General features: G+C 60.7%; 19 protein-coding genes and 1 tRNA gene. 8 read left to right on the top strand and 12 right to left on the bottom strand.

What is annotated here, in order from left to right; genetic code table 11:
• Positions 1–671, bottom strand: a 671-nt coding sequence (locus QMX82_RS09110; protein ID WP_282282534.1) for an exodeoxyribonuclease V subunit gamma, incomplete at its 3' end; no start/stop codon positions are given.
• Positions 672–853: 182 nt separating this feature from the next.
• Here QMX82_RS09110 and QMX82_RS09105 point away from each other — a divergent pair.
• Complete coding sequence (locus QMX82_RS09105; RefSeq protein ID WP_282282533.1) at positions 854–1,351, top strand: hypothetical protein; 498 nt, start codon at positions 854–856, stop codon at positions 1,349–1,351.
• A 13-nt stretch (positions 1,352–1,364) separates the two neighbouring features.
• On the opposite strand, the gene yacG is transcribed toward QMX82_RS09105, so the two are convergent.
• The 5 genes from yacG to pilB form a co-directional block, all read right to left on the bottom strand.
• Complete coding sequence (gene yacG / locus QMX82_RS09100; RefSeq protein WP_007160931.1) at positions 1,365–1,562, bottom strand: DNA gyrase inhibitor YacG; 198 nt, start codon at positions 1,560–1,562, stop codon at positions 1,365–1,367.
• On the bottom strand, positions 1,559–2,170 hold the full coding sequence (coaE, locus tag QMX82_RS09095) for a dephospho-CoA kinase (RefSeq protein ID WP_282282523.1): 612 nt from the start codon (positions 2,168–2,170) through the stop codon (positions 1,559–1,561). The genes yacG and coaE overlap by 4 nt, the downstream gene beginning before the upstream one ends.
• A complete protein-coding gene (locus QMX82_RS09090; RefSeq protein ID WP_282282521.1) occupies positions 2,167–3,039 on the bottom strand; it encodes a prepilin peptidase in 873 nt (290 codons plus the stop codon). Before QMX82_RS09090 ends, coaE begins: the two co-directional genes overlap by 4 nt.
• The gene (locus QMX82_RS09085) at positions 3,039–4,256 is read right to left on the bottom strand and encodes a type II secretion system F family protein (RefSeq protein ID WP_282282520.1); all 1,218 of its coding nucleotides are present in this window, start codon (positions 4,254–4,256) and stop codon (positions 3,039–3,041) included. The genes QMX82_RS09090 and QMX82_RS09085 overlap by 1 nt, the downstream gene beginning before the upstream one ends.
• Positions 4,257–4,464: 208 nt before the next feature.
• On the bottom strand, positions 4,465–6,159 hold the full coding sequence (pilB, locus tag QMX82_RS09080; protein WP_282282519.1) for a type IV-A pilus assembly ATPase PilB: 1,695 nt from the start codon (positions 6,157–6,159) through the stop codon (positions 4,465–4,467).
• Positions 6,160–6,373: 214 nt separating this feature from the next.
• Between pilB and QMX82_RS09075 the strand changes: the two genes are divergently transcribed.
• The gene (locus QMX82_RS09075) at positions 6,374–6,856 is read left to right on the top strand and encodes a pilin (RefSeq protein ID WP_133861285.1); all 483 of its coding nucleotides are present in this window, start codon (positions 6,374–6,376) and stop codon (positions 6,854–6,856) included.
• Positions 6,857–6,930: 74 nt separating this feature from the next.
• On the opposite strand, the gene QMX82_RS09070 is transcribed toward QMX82_RS09075, so the two are convergent.
• Entirely contained in the window at positions 6,931–7,938 is a 1,008-nt protein-coding gene (locus tag QMX82_RS09070) for an SDR family oxidoreductase (RefSeq protein ID WP_282282516.1), read from the bottom strand.
• 290 nt (positions 7,939–8,228) lie between these two features.
• Here QMX82_RS09070 and QMX82_RS09065 point away from each other — a divergent pair.
• The 6 genes from QMX82_RS09065 to cyoE all read left to right on the top strand — a co-directional run bounded on the left by QMX82_RS09065 (position 8,229) and on the right by cyoE (position 13,482).
• A tRNA-Thr gene (locus QMX82_RS09065) sits at positions 8,229–8,304 on the top strand.
• 406 nt (positions 8,305–8,710) lie between these two features.
• Positions 8,711–9,634, top strand: a complete 924-nt coding sequence (gene cyoA / locus QMX82_RS09060; RefSeq protein ID WP_282282514.1) for a ubiquinol oxidase subunit II — start codon at positions 8,711–8,713, stop codon at positions 9,632–9,634.
• A 3-nt stretch (positions 9,635–9,637) separates the two neighbouring features.
• Positions 9,638–11,626: a cytochrome o ubiquinol oxidase subunit I gene (gene cyoB, locus QMX82_RS09055; protein WP_133861287.1), complete on the top strand. Its 1,989-nt coding sequence runs from the start codon at positions 9,638–9,640 to the stop codon at positions 11,624–11,626.
• A gap of 4 nt (positions 11,627–11,630) precedes the next feature.
• A complete protein-coding gene (locus tag QMX82_RS09050; RefSeq protein ID WP_133861288.1) occupies positions 11,631–12,245 on the top strand; it encodes a cytochrome o ubiquinol oxidase subunit III in 615 nt (204 codons plus the stop codon).
• A complete protein-coding gene (gene cyoD / locus QMX82_RS09045) occupies positions 12,245–12,583 on the top strand; it encodes a cytochrome o ubiquinol oxidase subunit IV (protein WP_133861289.1) in 339 nt (112 codons plus the stop codon). The genes QMX82_RS09050 and cyoD overlap by 1 nt, the downstream gene beginning before the upstream one ends.
• Positions 12,584–12,597: 14 nt before the next feature.
• Positions 12,598–13,482: a heme o synthase gene (gene cyoE, locus QMX82_RS09040; protein WP_442969377.1), complete on the top strand. Its 885-nt coding sequence runs from the start codon at positions 12,598–12,600 to the stop codon at positions 13,480–13,482.
• 69 nt (positions 13,483–13,551) lie between these two features.
• Here the strand turns inward: cyoE and QMX82_RS09035 are convergent, their stop codons facing one another.
• From QMX82_RS09035 to QMX82_RS09015, 5 genes are all read right to left on the bottom strand, one after another.
• Complete coding sequence (locus QMX82_RS09035) at positions 13,552–17,364, bottom strand: pilus assembly protein (protein ID WP_282282507.1); 3,813 nt, start codon at positions 17,362–17,364, stop codon at positions 13,552–13,554.
• A 95-nt stretch (positions 17,365–17,459) separates the two neighbouring features.
• Positions 17,460–18,068, bottom strand: coding sequence for a pilus assembly PilX family protein (locus QMX82_RS09030; protein WP_282282505.1), 609 nt, complete (start codon positions 18,066–18,068; stop codon positions 17,460–17,462).
• The gene (locus tag QMX82_RS09025; protein ID WP_282282503.1) at positions 18,065–18,850 is read right to left on the bottom strand and encodes a PilW family protein; all 786 of its coding nucleotides are present in this window, start codon (positions 18,848–18,850) and stop codon (positions 18,065–18,067) included. The genes QMX82_RS09030 and QMX82_RS09025 overlap by 4 nt, the downstream gene beginning before the upstream one ends.
• Before the next feature lie 3 nt (positions 18,851–18,853).
• On the bottom strand, positions 18,854–19,450 hold the full coding sequence (gene pilV / locus QMX82_RS09020; RefSeq protein ID WP_282282501.1) for a type IV pilus modification protein PilV: 597 nt from the start codon (positions 19,448–19,450) through the stop codon (positions 18,854–18,856).
• Positions 19,451–19,984: a GspH/FimT family pseudopilin gene (locus QMX82_RS09015; RefSeq protein ID WP_208692646.1), complete on the bottom strand. Its 534-nt coding sequence runs from the start codon at positions 19,982–19,984 to the stop codon at positions 19,451–19,453.
• Positions 19,985–20,075: the final 91 nt, after the last annotated feature.

The raw sequence follows: 20,075 nt of genomic DNA, 5'->3' as shown, positions 1-20,075 counted from the left end.
GTCGCCGCCTGCATGACCTCCAGAAAGCGCCGGTGCACGCCGGCGCGACTGTGGGCCAGGCCACCGTCGCCCACGTCGGCCAGCAGCGCCCGCCACAGCTGCGCCTGCCAGCGACAACTCTCCGGCAGGGGGCGCCGGCCGTCACGCAGGCTGGCCAGCAGATCGCGGCCCGCCGCCCAGTCGTTGAGCCAGTCGGCGCGATAGACCTGGTAGCCGTCATAGAGATCGGCCAGGCGCTCGGCCAGTTGATATCTCTTGCGCAGATCGCCGTCATCGTCGAGAAAACGCCGCAGTGCGGCGAAATCCGGCTGCAGGAGCAGCGTCGGCAACAGCCGCATCAGGCGCCAGGTCAGGGGCGCGCGGTCCAGCGGCGAGGATGGCGGTACCTGGTCACGGCCCAGCACCTGGCGATAGGTCCGCCAGAGAAAGGCCGCCGGCAGTTGCACTTCCAGCGCCGCGGCCACCCCGCAGCCGCCCTCGTCGTCCCCGCGCGGATCTTCGGCCAGCGCCAGCTTGAGCCACTGGGCGATGCCATTGCTTTGCACCAGCACCTGTTCGTTTTCCAACGGTGCCAGGGGATACCGCCGCATCCAGCCGACCGCCAGGCCGCGCAGCTCTTCGAGCCGATTGCCGTGTACCACCATGAATCCGGGAGTGAGCGCCTCGGACATCCTACGCCTCGCTGTTCGCTGTCTGCGGCCAGGGTAGGGATCACCCGCGCCGGATACCAGCCCGCAATGTGCTGACCGACGCATGACGCAGCGCACAGCCGCCCTCGTATCCCCGCCTGCGACGGGGTTCCAGCCGGTAGACTCACGGTCTATCGGCCGTCGGCCATCGACAGGATGTTTTCATGCGTTTCCTCGTTGCCCTCCCCCTGCTTCTGGGCGCTGCCCTCGCCCATGCCGATAACGGCGAGCCCGTCGACTGCGCCAGCCTGCAGGCCCAATTGCCGCTCCCGGTGCTCCAGCAGACCTCCGGCCTGCCGCTGGCCTATGCCCGGCAGATCGCCGGCGGCTGCGCCTTCACCGACCGCGACACCGGGCAACCGGCCAACTACCTGCTGGGCCTGTCGGCGGGCTACGAGAACGGTGGCAGGGCGCTGCCCAAGCTGCGGCGGCAGGTGCAATCGCTCAGCGAGCAACTGGAGTGCAAGGCCATCGATGGCCTCGGCGAAGGCGCCAGCGCCTGCAGCAAGCCGCTGCTGGGCACCCAGGTCTTCTTCATCAAGCGCGACCGCATCCATACGGTCACGGCGTCCAGTCCGCTGGAATACGAGAAACCCGAGTTGGCCGCCAAGCTGCGCCAGGCGGCCCAGGCGACTGCCCAGGCCTGGGCGCAGCGGCTATAGAGACAGGCGCGCCTTAGTGGCCGCGCCGATTGAGGTCTTCCGAATAGAGATCGTCTTCCAGCTCATTGCCCGGGATGGCATGTTCTTCCGCCGCCCAGGCACCCAGATCGATCAATTTGCAGCGGTCGGAACAGAAGGGCCGGTTGGCGCTCTTCTCGCTCCATTCCACGGGTGCGCCACAGGTGGGGCAATCCACGGTAAGAGTGCTCATGCTTGGCCTCCGTCAAGGGTCAGATAAAAGGAATGCAGGCGCTCCACCTCAGTGTGGAGCTGGGCGAGATCGCCGTCGTTGCAGATGACATCATCGGCCTTGGCCAGCCGCTCGGCACGCGGCAGCTGTGCCGCCAGGATGGCCCGCACCTGAGTCTCGTCCACCCCGTCGCGACGCATGGCCCGCTCAAGCTGCAGCGCTTCCGGCGCGTCTATCACCAGCCCCCGCCGGACCAGCGCCCGCTGCCCGGATTCGAACAGCAGCGGCGACACCAGGATGGCATAGGGCGACGTTGCGCGGGCCAGGGCCGCCAGGATTTCCTGGCGAATGAGAGGATGCAGCAGGGCTTCCAGCCAGCGCCGCTCAGCCGGATCGGCAAAGATCGCCGCCCGCAGCGCCGCCCGATCCAGGCTGCCATCCGGCCGCAAGACAGCCGACGAAAAATGCCCGGCGATCTCGGCCAGCGCCGGCCGTCCCGGCTCCACCACCCAGCGGGCGGCCTGATCGGCGTCGACACAGGTGATGCCCAACTGGGCGAAATGCTCGGCAGCGGCGCTCTTGCCACTGCCGATGCCCCCGGTCAGGCCGAGGGTCCAGGCAGAAGTCATCGGAATCCGGCGAAGTTCAGGTACAGGCCGGTTATTTGATCACCCCAGAGCAAGGCAATCCACCCCGCCACGGCCAGATAGGGACCAAAGGGCAAGGGCGTACTGGTTTCCGCCCGCCGCAGCCGCAGGGTGATGACACCCAGGATGGTGCCCACCAGCGAAGACAACAGGATGGTCAGGGGCAGGATCTGCCAGCCCCCCCAGGCACCGAGCAGCGCCAGCAGCTTGAAGTCGCCATAGCCCATGCCCTCCTTGCCGGTCACCAGGCGGAACAGCTGGAACACCAGCCACAGACTCAGATAACCTGCCACCGCGCCCCAGACGGCATCACCGAGATTGGTGAACAGCCCGAACTGATTGGCGATCAACCCCAGCCACAACAGCGGCAGAACGATCACGTCCGGCAGCAGCTGATGATCGGCATCGATCAGACTGGCCGCCAGCAGCCCCCAGGTCAGCAGCAGAAAGGCCCCGCCCTGCCAGGTCACGCCCAGGTGCCAGATGACCCAGGCAGACAACAGTCCACAGGCGAGTTCAACCAGCGGATAACGTAGGCTGATGGAGGCCTGACAACCCTTGCAACGACCGCGTAGGAGTAGATAACTCACCACCGGCACATTTTCCCGAGGCCGCACAGCACGCTGGCATTGGGGGCAGCGGGAAGCAGGTCGCGCCAGATTGAAAGCAGGCCCCACGGGCTCAGCCGGCAGCTCCAGCACCTCACGCGCCTCCGCCTGCCAATCCCGCCTCAGCATCACCGGCAGCCGATAGACCACCACATTGAGAAAGCTGCCCACCAGCAACCCCAGGACCAGCGCGCACAGCGTCGCGGCCAGCGGCACACCGGCCAGGAACTCCAGCAGGACCATCAGACGACGTTGCCGAGCTGGAAGATGGGTAGGTACATGGCAATGATCAGACCACCCACCAGGACCCCTAGGACCGCCATGATCATCGGCTCCATCAGGGTGGTGAGGTTGTCGACCATATTGTCGACTTCGTCTTCATAGAATGTCGCGACCTTGGACAGCATCTCGTCCAGCGAACCCGACTCTTCGCCGATGGCGGTCATCTGGATGGCCATCGAGGAAAACACGCCGGTAGTACGCATAGAGAAATTGAGTTGCATACCGGTGGAGACATCATCTTTGATCTTCTCCACGGCATTACGGAAGACCACGTTACCGGTCGCACCAGCAACTGAATCCAACGCATCCACCAGCGGTACACCCGCCGCAAAGGTAGTGGCCAGGGTCCGGGCATAACGCGCAATAGCCGACTTGTAAAGAATGGAGCCAACCAGCGGAATTTTCAGCAAACTTCGGTCGACGGCGTCGCGAAATTTCTCTGACTTCTTGTAGAAGTGCCGCAGGACAAAAGCCAGTACAAAGATCCCGCCAAGTACCAGCAGCCACCATTCCTGCAGAACCTCGGAAATGGCGATGACCATTAGGGTGAACGCTGGCAACTGGGCACCGAAGCCTTCGAATACCGACTGGAACTGGGGGACCACCTTAATCAATAGAATGGACGACACGATAAGTGCCACAACGATGACCGCCGCCGGATAGGTCATGGCCTTCTTGATCTTCTTCTTCAGCGCCTCGGTCTTTTCCTTGTAAGTCGCTACCCGATCCAACAAGGTCTCCAAGGCACCGGATTGCTCGCCGGCATCCACCAGGTTGCAATAGAGATCGTCGAAATACTGCGGCTGTTTGCGCAGAGAATTGGCCAGGCTGTTACCCGCGGCGACATCCTGCTTGATGTCGTCGACCATCTTGCGCATGTTGGGATTGTCGAAGCCCTCGCCAATGATGTCGAAAGCCTGCAGCAGGGGCACCCCCGCGGTCATCATGGTCGCCAGCTGTCGGGTGAACAGCGCGATATCCAAGGGCTTGATCTTCTTGCCCTTGCCGAACAGCGACGCTGACTTTTTGCGCACCCGGGTCGGATTGATCCCCTGCTTGCGCAACTGAGCCTTGATCAGCGCGGGATTCAGGCCCGTCATCTCGCCCTTCACCTTGGTCCCTTTGCGATCGGTCCCCTCCCAGGTGAAGCTGCCCAACTTGATAGCTTTATCGGCCATGGCCTCGACTCACAAAGACTCGGTCCGCCTTAGCGGACGCGTCAGAAGAATGCTCTATGCAGAGCCGGTTGCGGCTTTAAAGGCAAGCATCGCGCCAAGCAGCACCAGTCTTCGCACCCCGGCGTAACTCAGGCTTGCATCGATGATCAACCAACGCTCGGATCAAATCCCCTCTCCCTCTGGGAGAGGGTTAGGGTGAGGGCGTCCGCTAGTCCTTAGTCACCCGATTGACCTCTTCCAGACTGGTAATCCCCTGCATCGCCTTCACCAACCCCGAGCGCCGCAGATCATTGAAGCCCTCTTTGCGCATCCGCGCTGCGATCTCGATGGAGTTACCCTCCTCCATGATCATCTGCTGCAGCGCTGGCGTGACCTTCACCACCTCGTAGATCCCCACCCGCCCGCGATACCCCGCATTGCAGTCCTCGCAGCCGATAGGTTGGTAAAGGGTGAAACTGCCAATCTCTTCCCCGCGGAAGCCTTCGGCCAGCAGCGCCTCACGGGGTACCTCATGGACTCTCTTGCACTTGTTGCACAGCTTGCGCGCCAAGCGCTGGGCGATGATGAGGTTGACTGAGGTCGCCAGGTTGAAGGCGGGCACCCCCATGTTTCGCAAGCGCGTCAGGGTTTCCGCCGCGCTGTTGGTGTGCAGGGTCGACATCACCATGTGGCCGGTCTGGGCTGCCTTAATGGCGATTTCCGCCGTTTCCAGATCCCGGATCTCACCCACCATGATCACGTCAGGATCCTGACGCAGAAAGGCCCGCAGCGCCTGGGAGAAGTCGAGCCCCTGACGCGGATTGACGTTGACCTGATTGATGCCTTCCAGGTTGATCTCCACCGGATCTTCCGCCGTGGAAATATTGATGTCTTCGGTATTGAGGATATTGAGGCCGGTGTAGAGGGATACCGTCTTGCCGGAACCTGTAGGCCCGGTCACCAGGATCATCCCCTGGGGCTGCTTGAGTGCCTGCAGGTAGAGTTCCTTCTGCACATCCTCGTAGCCCAGGGCATCGATTCCCATCTGGGCGCTGGAGGAATCCAGGATCCGCATCACGATCTTCTCGCCCCAGAGCGTGGGCAGGGTGTTGACCCGGAAGTCGATGGACTTGGTCTTGGACACCTTGAGCTTGACCCGGCCATCCTGGGGTTTACGGCGTTCGGAGATGTCCATATTGGACATCACCTTGAGCCGCGCCGAGATCCGTGACACCAGTTGCACGGGCGGCCGCGCGGCTTCGTGCAGGATGCCATCGGTACGAAAGCGCACCCGGTACATCTTTTCATAGGGCTCGAAATGCAGGTCGGATGAACCCTTCTTGATGGCATCAAGCAGCATCTTGTTGACAAATTTCACCACGGGTGCATCGTCAGCGTCGGTACCCGCAACGGCTTCTTGAGGACGCTCACCACCCTCGGTCTCCAGATCAAGATCGATATCGCCCAGATCCAGTCCACCGGTGCCACCATCGAGATATCTTTCTATCGCCTGATGCAGCTTGTCATCTTCGACCAACACCACCTCGACAGCCAACTTGCTGCCGAAGGAAACGTCGTTGATGGCCTGCTGGTTGGTAGGATCGGAGAGCGCGATGAAAAGTTTATTACCTCTCTTGCTCAACGGCAGGAAATGATGCTGCTGCATCAACTTTTCGTTAACGATGTCCTTGGGTAGCTGCTCCTTGTCGATGGCCGCTAGATCCAGAAAGGGTACACCGAATTCCTGAGCCGCCAATTCGGCAAGAGGCCTGCTCTGCACCAGCCGCTGCTGAACAAGATAGGTCACCAACGGGACCTTGGCCTGCTTGGCCTTGACTACCGCTTGCTGGGCTGCTGACTCCACCAGCAACTGCGCATCCACTAGTTGCCGTGCCAGTCCCGACAGCATCACCGTCTCGTTCATCATCAATCACCAAAGCCGACGTTAGCTGGCCTTATAGCACCGCCTTGTCCTCGTCGCAAAATGGCGCCAGACCACTGACGCTTTTTGTCACGACCTGCCCCATTGGTGACGTTTACCACATGAAAAACGTGCTGCAGTCGCCACTTTTCATTGGCACGACCTATGCTATACCTCAAACAGGCATGTTGGCCTGCCCCAACCTTGGAGATGTAGAATGAGAGCTCAAAAAGGCTTTACTTTGATCGAACTGATGATCGTGGTAGCGATCATTGGTATTCTGGCAGCTGTTGCAATTCCGCAATACCAAAACTATGTGGCAAGATCGCAAGTTACGAGGGTAATGCAGGAAACTGGTGCGCTCAAAACTGCGGTAGAAACCTGCATCAACGAAGGCCGTACTACTGTTGGAACTGCTGCAGGCAACTGTGATCCGGGCGCTACTGGCTCCAACCTTATGGCTACGGCTACCGGTACTTCCGCCATGGTCACCGGCACCCCTGCAACCGGCCAAGGTACTCCTTCTGTAACCTCGCCTCTTACTGCCACATCCACTATTCAGGCGACTTTCGGTAATAATGCTGCAGCAGTCCTGACCACTGGCACCGCCTCGACCCTAACTTGGACTCGAAACGCAAACGGCGGATGGACCTGCGCTACAACTGCGCCCGCGAACCTTCGCCCGGTTGGCTGTCAGTAAAAAAACAAGTCTATGGCGCACTCGGTGCGCCATAGATTTATAACGTGTACAGCAGATACCGGCCTCCGCCCCATCTACGAACTATCAAGGCATCCCCTTCCCCCAAACGCCCCCACCACAGTCCCCGTACTAAAACTCGCATCCTCCTCTGCCAACGCCACATACAACCCCGCCAACTCAGCCGGCTGCCCTGCCCTTCCAAGCGGCGTATCCTGGCCGAACTCCTTCATCTGCCCTTCCAACTGCCCACCCGCCACCTGCAGCGGTGTCCATACCGGACCCGGCGCCACGGCGTTGACGCGAATGCCCTTCTTGGCCAGTTGCTTGGCCATGCCCTTGGTGAGATTGAGGATCGCGGCCTTGGTCGAGGCATAGTCGATCAGCTCTTCGCCAGGATCGTAGGAATTCACCGAGACGGTGTTGATGATGCTCGCGCCCGGCGGCAGGTGCGGGATGGCGGCCTTGCTGAAGCGGAAGACGTGATAGATGTTGGTTTTGAAGGTGCGGTCGAATTGCTCATCGGTGATTTCGAGGATGTCCGCCTTGCTCTGCTGATAGGCTGCGTTGTTCACCAGCAGGTCCAGACCGCCAAGTTGCTGGATGGCCTTGTTCACGACGTCTTCGCAGGCCTTCTGGGTACGGATGTCAGCCGGCAGGGTGATGGCCTTGCGACCGGCTTCGGTGATCAGCCTGACCACTTCCTGGGCGTCGGACTCTTCGGAAGGGTGATAGTTGATGGCCACATCTGCCCCCTCGCGAGCGAATGCAATGGCCACGGCGCGACCGATGCCGCTGTCGCCACCCGTGATGAGGGCCTTGCGCCCGGCCAGACGGCCCGAGCCGTGATAGCTGGTCTCGCCATGGTCGGGACGCGGCTCCATCTTGCTGGTCAGCGCCGGCCATTCCTGGCGCTGCTCCTTGAAGGGTTCGCGACTGTACTTGGTGCGCGGGTCCTGCAGCGGCCTGGCAGGACGCGTCGCGCTGGTGCCTTCCTGAGCGACGGCAGCGCCTGAAGCAGCGGCGGCGAACCCGACGGCGGAGCCGACGAGTACGGTACGACGGGCAAGGGAATAATCGGTCATCGGGGCTCTCCGCACGGGCAGCTATCTATTGGCAGGATCATGGGGTCGAAGCTGCGGCAAGGCTGGATCCGCGAAGGATTAGGTATGACGACTCGGGCAAAGGTTTCCAGAATGGACTCTGCCCTGACCGCTAACCTCTCCTTCCAAAAATCGCGTCAGGCCGAGAAGCATTGGCGAATCGTGAACTCCCGGGCGGACAGCAGTGCGACACATCGCCACAGGTCGCCATACGCGCTCAACGACCAGGCTTGCACAGCAGATAACCGAAGACTTATCATTGAAAGCTTCGTGCCGGTGTAGCTCAGTTGGTAGAGCGGCGCATTCGTAATGCGAAGGTCGTAGGTTCGACTCCTATCTCCGGCACCATCCTTCCGCTTCGTCCCCTCTGTGTCTTTTCAAAGCCTTCAAGGCCTTAGCCGCCTTGGGCCGCGCCTTTCTGCGCCCTTCCCCGACCTGAACCTTGCCAGCCGGACAACCGTGGAAGCCCGATCAAACTGGCGACTCCCCGTCCCTCGACTACTCTTACCCAGCGCATGACAGTGCCTTACACCGCCTGATTTCGGCTTTCTTGACGGCCGGCAAGACCTGAACGGTGGCTGACCAAAGGGTCGAATATCCAGCCCCTCTGTGGCACCATACCGCGCTGCGAAATCCCGCAATTTCTGCAATCCATCAGTCTGCCGCACGGATGCCTGTCCGTTGCGGAGCATGAGGCTGGCGACAGGCACGTTGAGAGAATAACCACGATGAGCCGCTCTACTGAGGTCGTGAGATGAAACTAACGAAGTATCTAAAACCAACCGGTTGGCTTCTGGCCGGTGCCGCCGCGCTGCTGCTCAGCGGGTGCGACGCCGTGCTGCTGGATCCGAAAGGCTCCATCGGCGTGCAAGAACGCAACCTCATCTACACAGCGTTCGGCCTCATGCTGATCGTGGTGATCCCGGTCATCGTGATGACCTTCCTGTTCGCCTGGAAGTACCGCGCTACCAACAAGGAAGCCAAGTACACCCCGAACTGGGCTCACTCCTACAAGATCGAAGCCGTGGTCTGGCTGGTTCCCCTGGCCATTGTGGTGTTCCTGAGCATCCTGTCCTGGAAGACCTCCCACGAACTGGATCCCTTCAAGCCGCTCGATCATCCCGAGCAGCCGCTGGTGATCGAAGCGGTCTCGATGGACTGGAAATGGCTGTTCATCTATCCCGAGCAGGGCATTGCCTCGGTGAACGAGATCGCCATCCCGGTCAATCGCCCGGTGCAGTTCAAGATCACCTCCGAGTCGGTCATGAACACCCTGTCCATCCCGGCACTGGGCGGCATGATCTACGCCATGTCCGGCATGCAGAGCCAGTTGCACCTGATCGCCGATCACCCCGGCGAGTTCGAAGGTCGCTCGGCCAACTACAGCGGCGCCGGCTTCTCCGACATGATCTTTACCGTGCACGCGGTACCCACCACCGGCGATTTCGACGCCTGGGTGAACAAGGTCAAGCAGTCGGGTGGCAAGACCCTGGACCAGGCGAGCTACACCGAGCTGGCCAAGCCCAGCGAGAAGCAGCCGATCGCCTACTACTCGACGGTCGAGCCGGATCTGTTCAGAACGGTCATCAAGAAGTTCATGAAGTCCGACTTCAGCAAGCAGACCGATCACGTGATGGACATGAGCCAGCACGGTGGTCAACACGGTACCGAGGAATAAGTTATGTTCGGTAAATTAACTCTGGCGGATATTCCGTATCACGAGCCGATCATTCTCGTGACGTTCGTTGTGGTCGCCCTGGGCGGCCTGGGACTCATAGGGGCGCTCAGCTACTTCGGCAAGTGGGGCTATCTCTGGAAAGAGTGGCTGACCACCGTCGACCACAAGAAGATCGGCGTGATGTACTTCATCGTCGCGCTGATCATGCTGCTCCGTGGCTTCTCCGACGCCATCCTGATGCGTAGCCAGCAGGCCATCGCCTCTGGCGGCGCCGAGGGCTACCTGCCACCGCACCACTACGACCAGATCTTCACCGCCCACGGCGTGATCATGATCTTCTTCGTGGCGATGCCGTTCGTGGCCGGCCTGATGAACGTGGTGACACCGCTGCAGATCGGTGCCCGCGACGTGGCCTTCCCCTTCCTGAACTCGCTGAGCTTCTGGCTGTTCGTGGCCGGCGCCGTGCTGATCATGATGTCGCTGTTCGTGGGCGAATTCGCCGCGACCGGCTGGGTGGCCTATCCGCCGCTGTCAGGCATCAAGTACAGTCCAGGCGTAGGGATGGACTACTACATCTGGGCCCTTCAGCTTTCCGGTATCGGGACGACCCTGACCGGCGTCAACTTCTTCGTGACCGTGTTGAAGATGCGTACCAAGGGCATGACCCTGATGCGCATGCCGATCTTCACCTGGACCTCGTGGTGTACTGCCATTCTGATCATGGCGGCCTTCCCGATCCTGACCGTGACCCTGGCACTGCTGACCCTGGACCGTTACCTGGGCTTCCACTTCTTCACCGCGGAAGCCGGTGGCAACCAGATGATGTACACCAACCTGATCTGGGCCTGGGGCCACCCCGAGGTATACATCCTGATCCTGCCGGCCTTCGGCGTGTTCTCGGAAGTGACCTCCACCTTCAGCAAGAAGCGTCTGTTCGGCTATGTATCGATGGTCTGGGCAACGGTAGCCATTACCGTGCTGTCCTTCATCGTCTGGCTGCACCACTTCTTCACCATGGGTTCGGGCGGTAACGTCAACGCCTTCTTCGGCATCGCGACCATGATCATTGCGATCCCGACAGGGGTGAAGATCTTCACCTGGCTGTTCACCATGTACCAGGGTCGTATCCAGTTCACCTCGCCGATGCTCTGGACCCTGGGCTTCATCGTGACCTTCAGCATCGGCGGCATGACCGGCGTACTGCTGGCGGTACCGGGTGCCGACTTCGTGCTGCACAACAGCCTGTTCCTGATCGCCCACTTCCACAACGTGATCATCGGCGGCGCCGTGTTCGGCTACTTTGCCGGCATGATCTATTGGTTCCCGAAGGTGTTCGGCTTCAAGCTGAACGAGAAGCTGAACAAGCAGGCCTTCTGGTGCTGGCTGATCGGTTTCTATGTCGCCTTCATGCCGCTGTACATGCTGGGCTTCATGGGCATGACCCGTCGTCTGAACCACTACGACAACCCTGACTGGCACCCCTTCCTGGTGACCGCCGCCATTGGCGCCGGCATCATCGCCCTGGGCATCCTCAGCCAGCTGTGGATGTTCTACGTCAGTATCCGCGACCGCAATCTGCCGGAAAACGTGGACGTGACGGGCGATCCGTGGGATGGCCGTACCCTGGAATGGTCGACCTCGTCGCCGCCGCCCTTCTACAACTTCGCTGAAGTGCCGGAAGTGCACGACATCGACGCCTACTGGGGCATGAAGGAAAAAGGCATCACCGAGAAGAAGGATGCGGATTACAAGAAGATCCACATGCCGCGCAATACCGCTGCCGGCATCGTGATCAGCTTCTTCGCCCTGATCCTCGGCTTCGCCCTGATCTGGCACATCTGGTGGCTGGCCATCGCCAGCTTCGTGGGTTGCATCGTCAGTGCGGTCGTCCGCAGCTACGACGACGATGTCGACTACTACGTACCGGCGGAAGAAGTGGCGCGAATCGAAACCGCGCGCATTCAGTCCCTGGCGAAATTCAAGCAGGCCTAATCCAATGGCGAATCAAGTTATGCATAACGAAGTCGCCCATGCCGAGGAGCATGGGCACCACGACGCCGGATCGATGAAGACATTCGGCTTCTGGTCCTACCTGATGACCGACTGCATTCTGTTCGGGACGCTGTTTGCGACCTATGCAGTCCTGAGCGGGGCCCATGCCGATGGCCCCTCCCAGAAGGACATCTTCGAACTGTCGTTCGTCCTGGTCGAAACCTTCCTGCTGCTGTTCTCCAGTATCACCTACGGCTTCGCCATGATTGCTCAGCACCATGGCAGCAAGGGTGGTGTTCTGGGTTGGCTGGCGGTCACCTGGCTGTTCGGTGCCGGCTTCATCGGCATGGAAGTCTATGAGTTCCATCACCTGATCGAAGAGGGCTACGGTCCGGATCGCAGTGCCTTCCTGTCGTCTTTCTTCGCGCTGGTCGGTACCCACGGTCTGCACGTGAGCTCGGGTCTGATCTGGATGATCGTGCTGATGCTGCAGGTCGCTTCCAAGGGCCTGACCACCACCAACGTGACCCGCCTGTCGTGCCTGAGCCTGTTCTGGCACTTCCTGGACATCATCTGGATCTTCGTCTTCACCATCGTCTATCTGATGGGGGTTCTGTAATGGCGCACGATCATAACGCCCACGGGCACACCGCCGAGAGCCATGGCACTTTCAAGAGCTACATGGTTGGCTTCATCCTGTCGGTCATCCTGACGGTCATCCCCTTCGGCCTGGTGATGTTCCCCACCTTCTCCAAGGGTGCGACCCTGGCGATCGTGGTGATCATGGCGGTGGTACAGCTGCTGGTGCACCTGTACTTCTTCCTGCACCTGAACACCTCCGAAGAGCAGCGTTGGAACGTGATCTCCTTTGGTTTCACCGTGGTCATCGTCGGTATCGTGGTCGTGGGATCCCTGTGGATCATGTACCACATGCACAACAACATGATGATCCACTGAACCGGGCCGACGTGATGATCAAGAAGTACCTTCTCGTGACGAAGCCGGGCATCATCTTCGGCAACCTGATCTCGGTTGCCGGCGGGTTCTTCCTGGCGTCCAAAGGGAGCATCGACCCGCTGTTGCTGCTGGCGACGGCGATCGGGGTGTCGTTGGTCATTGCTTCCGGCTGTGTGTTCAACAACGTGATCGATAGGGACATCGATCAGAAGATGGAAAGAACCTGCAATCGCGCCCTGGTCCAGGGCACGATCTCCTCGAAGGTGGCGCTGGCCTATGCCGCCCTCCTCGGCCTGGCCGGGGTGGCGCTGCTGTACGGGGCGACAAATCTGGTCGCCACCGCCTTCGCGGTGATGGGTTTCGTGGTGTATGTAGGGCTCTACAGCCTCTGGCTGAAGCGCACCTCGGTATACGGCACCCTGGTCGGCAGCCTGTCCGGTGCCGCACCGCCGGTGATCGGCTACTGCGCCGCCAGCGGCCAGTTCGACAGTGGCGCTGCGGTACTGCTGCTGATCTTCTGCCTTTGGCAGATGCCGCACTCCTACGCCATCGCCATCTTCCGTCTCAAGGACTACACCGCGGCCTCGATTCCGGTACTACCGGTGGCCAAAGGCATCGCGGTGACCAAGCGTCACATCGTCTGGTACACCGTGGCCTTCATGGCCGCCACCCTGCTGCTGACCGTGCTCGGCTATGCCGGCTACGTCTATCTGGCAGTGGCCGCCGTGATCGGCGCCTGGTGGCTGCGCCTGGCCTTCATGGGCTATCAGGCCGAGAACGACGTGCAATGGGCACGCAAGCTGTTCGGGTTCTCCATCATCGCCATCACCGCCCTGAGCGTCATGATGTCGGTGGACTTCCAGATCCCGGGTGACGTGCTGGTAACCTACGCGCGCTGAGACGCTCCGCTCCATGAAAAAGCCCGGCCTGGTGCCGGGCTTTTTCATGCATGGGTGAAAGCCCCTCCACTAGTCCTGGTTGGTGATGACGCGCCAGGTCTGACGGCGGCTGGCGGGCAGGTCACCCCGCAAGCCATTCGGCGCCTTGCCGTCGCTGCCATAGATCGCCGCGTCCGCCAGGGTTCCTTCCATGCTGAAACTGCCATCACCATAGACGAAGGGCACGATCCCACCGAGCAGACCATCGAGCTGGATACGCCCATAGACCGTATCCGTCCCCAGATTGAACAGGCCACTGTTGTTGCCGCCGGTGTAGGGATCCAGGGCATAGAGGTAGGTGGTGACGCCGGCGGTACAGGCGTCGGTGCTGGGTATCAGGGAGCTCATCAACAGGGTGCCGCTGAACAGCTGGGGGTTGTTGATCACCAGCTCGCCATTCAAGGGCAGATTCAGATACCAGCCCTGTTTGCCATTGGTCGCCGTATTGGCGTCGTAGCTGACCGACGTCGTGGAAAGGGTGTTCGCCGTGCTGCTGACGCTGGAACCGGCAGAACTGGTGTAGCTGATGCGCTGATCGGCGCCCAGGGTCTGTTGCTGCAGACTGGCGATCGTCAGAACTGGAGTGCTGCTGGCCGCCGATCCATCGGTCTGGCGATCCCAGATGCCGTAGAGGGTCATGGCCTTGCTGGCATTGGCCAGGGCATCGTTGGCCTCGAGATACTTGCCGGTACCAAAGAGCACCAGATGTCCCGTGCCACTCGGATGAGCCACGACCGCAGGACTGGCGGTGATCGGCTGGACCAGATTGGTGGTACCGGGCGCCAGGCTACTGGCCTGGGCGGTATAGAGGGGCCGCCCCCCAAAGGCGACACGGAAGTTGTCCGCTGCGGCCGTTGCGGTCAGGGAGGTACCGATCAGATCGAAGCGCCAAAGATTGCCGTGCAAGTCACCGGCATAGGCATAGTCGGCGATCAGGTCGCCGTCGACATCGGCCACGAAGGGCGAACTCAGCCCATTGGGTGCCGCGACGTTATCGGTGGCGGGCAGCGCCTTGATCAGACTGCCATCGGCCACGTTCATCACATAGAGCACGGCGTTGTCCTGGGCACTGTTGTAGCCATTGCTGACCACCACGCCCCAGCCGCCGGTATGCAGCCGGGTAATGACGGGTTGGGCGAAGGTGAAGCCCAGGTCCTTGTAGCTGGCGTCGGCGTCAGACTTTTCCCAGAGCAGCGCCGGGGCATTGGGATTGGTGATGTCCAGTGCAAAGATGCCCCGCCCTCCCCCGCGCAGCGTGCCGATCAGTACCGTGCGCCAAGCCCCGTTGAAATAGACGTCCCCCACCACCGGCGTATTGTCGACATAGGACTGATGCCCGCCGCCGTTGTAGCTGCGCTCGGTCAGCCGGTTGAGAGTGCCGATGACGGCGCTGGGAATGAAGGCATAGACCTCCTGCCCCTGATCGTTGAAGGCATGCAGCATGCCGTCATTGGCACCCACATAGATACGCCGCTCACGGGCTGCATTGGTAGTGCGGAACGTCGCGTAGGAAGTGTCGCCAACGGTCGCGTTCATCAGGGCGATGGGACTGTTGGGGCCGTCCACTACCACCGGTGAGGAATTCACGATGTCCCCGAGGATATGGCCGCGCGGACGGAACGCCGGCGCGGCCCCGGGCGCTTCCAGACTGCGATCGCCGCGCACATAATCCACCCGGCGACTGCCATAGGTGTCGGTGGCACCCCCGGAGGTCTTGTTGAGACTGAGTCGTTGATCGGCATTCAGACTTGTCCAGGCGAAATCGGTCAAGGCGCCGCCCTTGGCCATGTAGATCTGGCGAGTGCCGAAGCCGGTATTGCCCGCAGCGTACTTGCCATCGAGTTGTTGAGCGGCGCTCCAGATCCTCGTCTGGGTGGTACCCGTGCGTTGGTACTTGATGACATCCCCGCTCCAGTCGGCACTGGAGAAAGAAGGCACATAGGTGAAAAGCGCGGTGGTATCCCCTACCCGGGTGGGGGATACGGTCTGGCTGGCGCCGACGCTGGTGGACTGGGTGATCCGCGTGACGACCTTGCCAAGGGAATTGATCAGATCACTGGCATTTTCCGCACTGAAGAACTCGCCCCGCGAATTGATCGCTGCGTGCCAGAGGTCGTAAACATTGTTCTGATTGACCGAGTCGGCCGCGCCCGCCACCGGCCAGGGCGTAGTACCTGCGGCCAAGCCAGCGTAGCCACCGGCGAAGGTATCGCCATCCCAATCCGGATTGATCAGCGCACTGCTCAAGCCGATACCCACGTAGAACCCCGTGAGGTGCTGCCAGGTGGCCGGATCGTTGCGTGGATTCCAGTAGGGCGAAAGCGTATTGGTGCCCCGAACCTCACTGCTGGTCACGGTATTGTAGGGCGGTACCTTGTTGTCGAGCCCGGGTTGGGCATCGGTGCGCCAGTAGAGAAAGGCCAGGTCTGCAAGGGTACTCGCCGTAGTATCTTGGAACGGTGCCTGAGGTGAGTACTGCTGCGCGTCAGGGAGGGTCGCGGCAGAGCCGTCGACGTTGCTGGAAGTAAAGGCCGAATTCCAGATCCCGTCCGTCACCACCAGACTATAGCTAGCGCGACAGCCATAAACTGGTGACTCGCTATTACCTGGATCGTAGGCGTATGGACTGTTGCTCCCACTGGTCTTGAGCAGTTCGCCAACACGAGCAACCGCCTGGAGCAGCGGCGTACTCTGGTTGTAATAGACATCCCCGAGCCAGGCGAAGAAAGCCGCCCGGTGCGCACCAGTAAAGGGTCTCAGCCGATTGTCGTAGGTGGTGGAACTGGAGTTGCTGATGCCGCGACAGTTGGCATTGGCTGTTACCAGGATGCAGCTGTCACTGGTACCTAACGCCTGCCAGCCAAGCCGGAGATTTTCGGAGGCATCCGCCAGGGCCAGGTTGGTCGATGTCTGGGCGGCCAGGGCGCGGCTGCGGTAGAAGGAATACCAGTTAGCGAAGTTCTGCCGTTCGTCCGTGCCGTTGGGGCCGGAAGAGCTGCCGACCAGTACCCGCCGGTAACAGCCCTCGGTCTGCAGGGTGGCGGGAAGACAGGTACTGAGCGTCGTATCGTAGAGATAGTAATAGGCCTGCACGCCGGTGATGGCAGCAGAAATATTGGTATTGGCCGTGACCGTGTAGTTGACCGAGGAAACCACCCCAAGCAGCCCATAGTCCAGGTTTCGGGTACAGGTAACATTGCTGTAGGTAACCGATGTCGTATTGGCAATGCTCGCGGTACAGCCACCGTTGAGCGCTGCCCCTGTCAGAAGGCGCTCAAGCAGAGAGGCGTCGCTGATACTGACCTGGGCACCGTTGATGTTCTCGCTGAAGCCGACACCCAACAGAATAGTGAGCAGCGTGAGGCTGCCATAGGTCGAGCTGGTTCCACGGTAAGTACCACTACTGAAAAAATCCTGAGACGGGTTCTCCGCCAGCATGCTCGGGCTGTTGTTCTGCAGCCCCGGATTTCCGTAGGAGTTGCCCCGCGCCACATTGGGATCTGTAGTAATCAGATTGGGGTTATAACTCCAGCTGACGCGGTAGTCGGTGGCCAGATTGACGCTACCCAGGCTCGACCGATAGCCGTTTACATAGGCACTGGTAAAGCTGGTGGACAGTCGCGTACGGGTCAGCCCGCCCGTACTGCTGTAACTCACCGCATAGGGCGCCGGATAGCTGATCGCTGGGTTGTAGTAGAGACTGTTGAAGGCCGCCGATTTGGCACGGCGGGTTGGGCGGATGGCATCGGTATTGGAGGCATCCGGCACCACTGCCATCTGCATGCTGGTGGAATTGTCCAGGGTAACGAACAGATTGGGACCGACACTGTTGGTCAGAAACAATGGCTGTTGGCTCAGATTCAGGGCCGCAGCCTGAGCCGCAGGTGATACCAGGGTCAACAGTAGGGTCAGAGACCCGATGCCAGATGCAGCCCGACTCATGGCACCTCCAGGGCGACGACACTTTGTAGTATTACCGGGAAGCGCCCATCAAGATTTTTAGCGACTGCAGTGACTCGAAACAGGTTGCTTGTAGGCTTTGTTACATCCACCGAGCTACTACCAATCACTGTTACGGCCCAACTCAGGTATCCGTTAAATTTAGCCTTACCATCCGACCCTTTATAGGAAATGGCGCGATCTGTTCCTGCAGGCTGCAATGCTGCTAATGCCCAGTTTTGAGTCAAGCTACTGGTAGTCAGATCGAAATTCTTACTTAGAATACAGAGCTGCCGCTTAGAATCGTTCGGAAAGGCTAACTTAAGCGGCTGCGCAAGGGAGTCGGTACTATCTGTGCAGTTTGAGAAGCCTGAACTGAAGGCTGTAAAGCCAGGCTGACGACTCACAGCCACCAGTCGCCGCTCACCTTCGCGCAACGCCGCCTCCGCAGCATTGAAGGCCTGGGTGTTTTCCAGGGCGGCGCCGCCGCTGCGAGCCTGCAGCAGCGTCTGACGCATGCTGGAGGCGGCCAACAGTGATAGCAGCAACAACATCACCAGGGCGATCAGCAAGGTCGCGCCGCGCTGCCTGCCAATGACGGGGCTCATAGCGCAAGATTCCTCAGCGTGACAGTGCTATGCAGTATCTGCATGGGCCGACTGGCATCAGCGATCTGCTGCCCGGTCAGGGCCTGCCAATTGGCAGCCGTATTACTGGCCACATCGCTGGGTAATGCCTCAGCGGTGCTGAGCAGCGCCGCATAGCGCACGGCTGGTGCGTCCGCCTTGGGTGGAATGGACCAGCGGAAGTCTTGCAGCCCCTGCACCAGCACGGCATTGCCCTTGGGTGTCAGCGCGCCTCCACGCTCGCTCCAGACGGTGCAGCTCAGAGTGCCACTGCCAGGGGTATTGCCTGCCGTATAACGCAGCTTGAGCAGGACGTTGCCGCCCGCATTGAGATTCACTCGCGGGATGGGGTTGCCCAGGCAGTCCTGATCCTTGCTGTCCAGGGCGCCCTGATAGCGAATGCAGACGCCGGTGGGCGCGTTGACACTGTCTGTGGTCGCCGCAAAGGTGGCGCCGGCAGCAAAGGCAGGACAGCTGATGCCATCGGCATCCGCTACAGCACTGAGCGCCGGAAAGGCCGCCTGCAGGCTACCCTGATAACGGATTTCGGCGCGGAAGCCAGTTCGTGCGAGTTGCCGGTCGAGCACCTGCAAGGTCAGCTGGGCGTTGTTGCGATTGCCCGTCTGGCCCTGCTGGAAGAGAAAGCTGCGCTTGTTGTCGATGTAGATCTGCGAGACGCCCAGCACCAGAAAGGTGCCCACGGTCAGGGCGATCATCATCTCGATGAGGGAAAAGCCCCTCTGTCTACGCGGCTTGAGGTCCATGGCCTACAACTCCGAGCGCAGGGCGTAGTAGCAAACGCCCCTGGGGCAATTCAGCGAATCGTTGCTGACGTCCTGCCAGGCCAACACCACCATCACCGGTGTCACCGCATTGGCCTCGCAAGCCTTGAGCGGTGTGGTATTGCCGGTGGTATCGCTGGAGGGCAATGGCGGTACGCCGGACGCCGGACAGACCGCGAAACTGCTGGCGATCAACGTATCCGTCACCGGCAGCAAGGCTTTCACCTGATTCAACCAGCAACCCAGATCCTGACCCGCTACCGTCTCGCCGCCCGCAGAGCGATCCCGGGTCAAGCAGGTCTTGCCGGCATCGAGGGCCTTGGTGCGAAAGTTGGTACCGGGCTGCTTGATATAGGCCCCGTCGATCTTGACCTTGTCACTTGCCACCACCTGGTCGCGATTGCTGCGCATCAGTTCGAGCAGCTCGTTGGCCAGAACCATCGCATTGCTGCGCTGCACCGAATCCTGGGACAACGCCACGCTGCGCGTCTGCAGGGCGACCATGCCCAGCACGCCGATGCAGATGATCACCAGACTGACCAGCACCTCGATCATGCTGAACCCACCTTTGCGGCGCTTCATCTAGCTGCACCCCACGGCGCTGGCACGGTTGGGCGTGTAGTCGATTACCGTCAGCACCCCACCCTGGTTTAGGGTGAATTGCTTGCCCTGGGTGAGCGCATTGGTGGCGCAGACGCGGATGGTGGCTTCGCCGCTGAGTTTCAGACTGCCATTGGGCTGGAAAGTCAGACTGGTAAGGGGAGCACCGCCAATGAAGCCCGTCCCGTTGACGCCATTTCCCAGCCCGCCACTGTATTGCCGCAGGACTTCGGCATTGGGCAGCACCACGGTCTTGGCTGTGGTGATTTTCAGCGCGCCCATCCAGCCATTGGTATCTTCCGGCTCGGTGGTGATCACGACGTTCACTCCCCGGCTCATGGCTTCACTGCGCGCGTAATAGAGCGCGCGCTGCAATTCCCCGGCTGCCGCCTGGACGCGGTTGCTTTGCACCAGGCTCGCGAAGCCAGGCGCCGCCAGCGCCGTGACGATGCCCAGCAGCGCGATGACGACCAGGACCTCGATGAGCGTGAAACCCGAGAGGCGTTTCGACTGCATTCCCACCGCCTGAAAACCCGTTACTTCACCTGATAGTAGTAAGGGCTCAGGCAACCGCTATGACCGGCTATCGCTTCTATTTGCAGGGGAA

The sequence above is a fragment of the Pseudomonas sp. PS02302 genome (assembly GCF_029959585.1).
Lineage (GTDB): Bacteria > Pseudomonadota > Gammaproteobacteria > Pseudomonadales > Pseudomonadaceae > Chryseomonas > Chryseomonas aestiva.
This window is presented reverse-complemented; position numbering and strand designations above follow the sequence as displayed.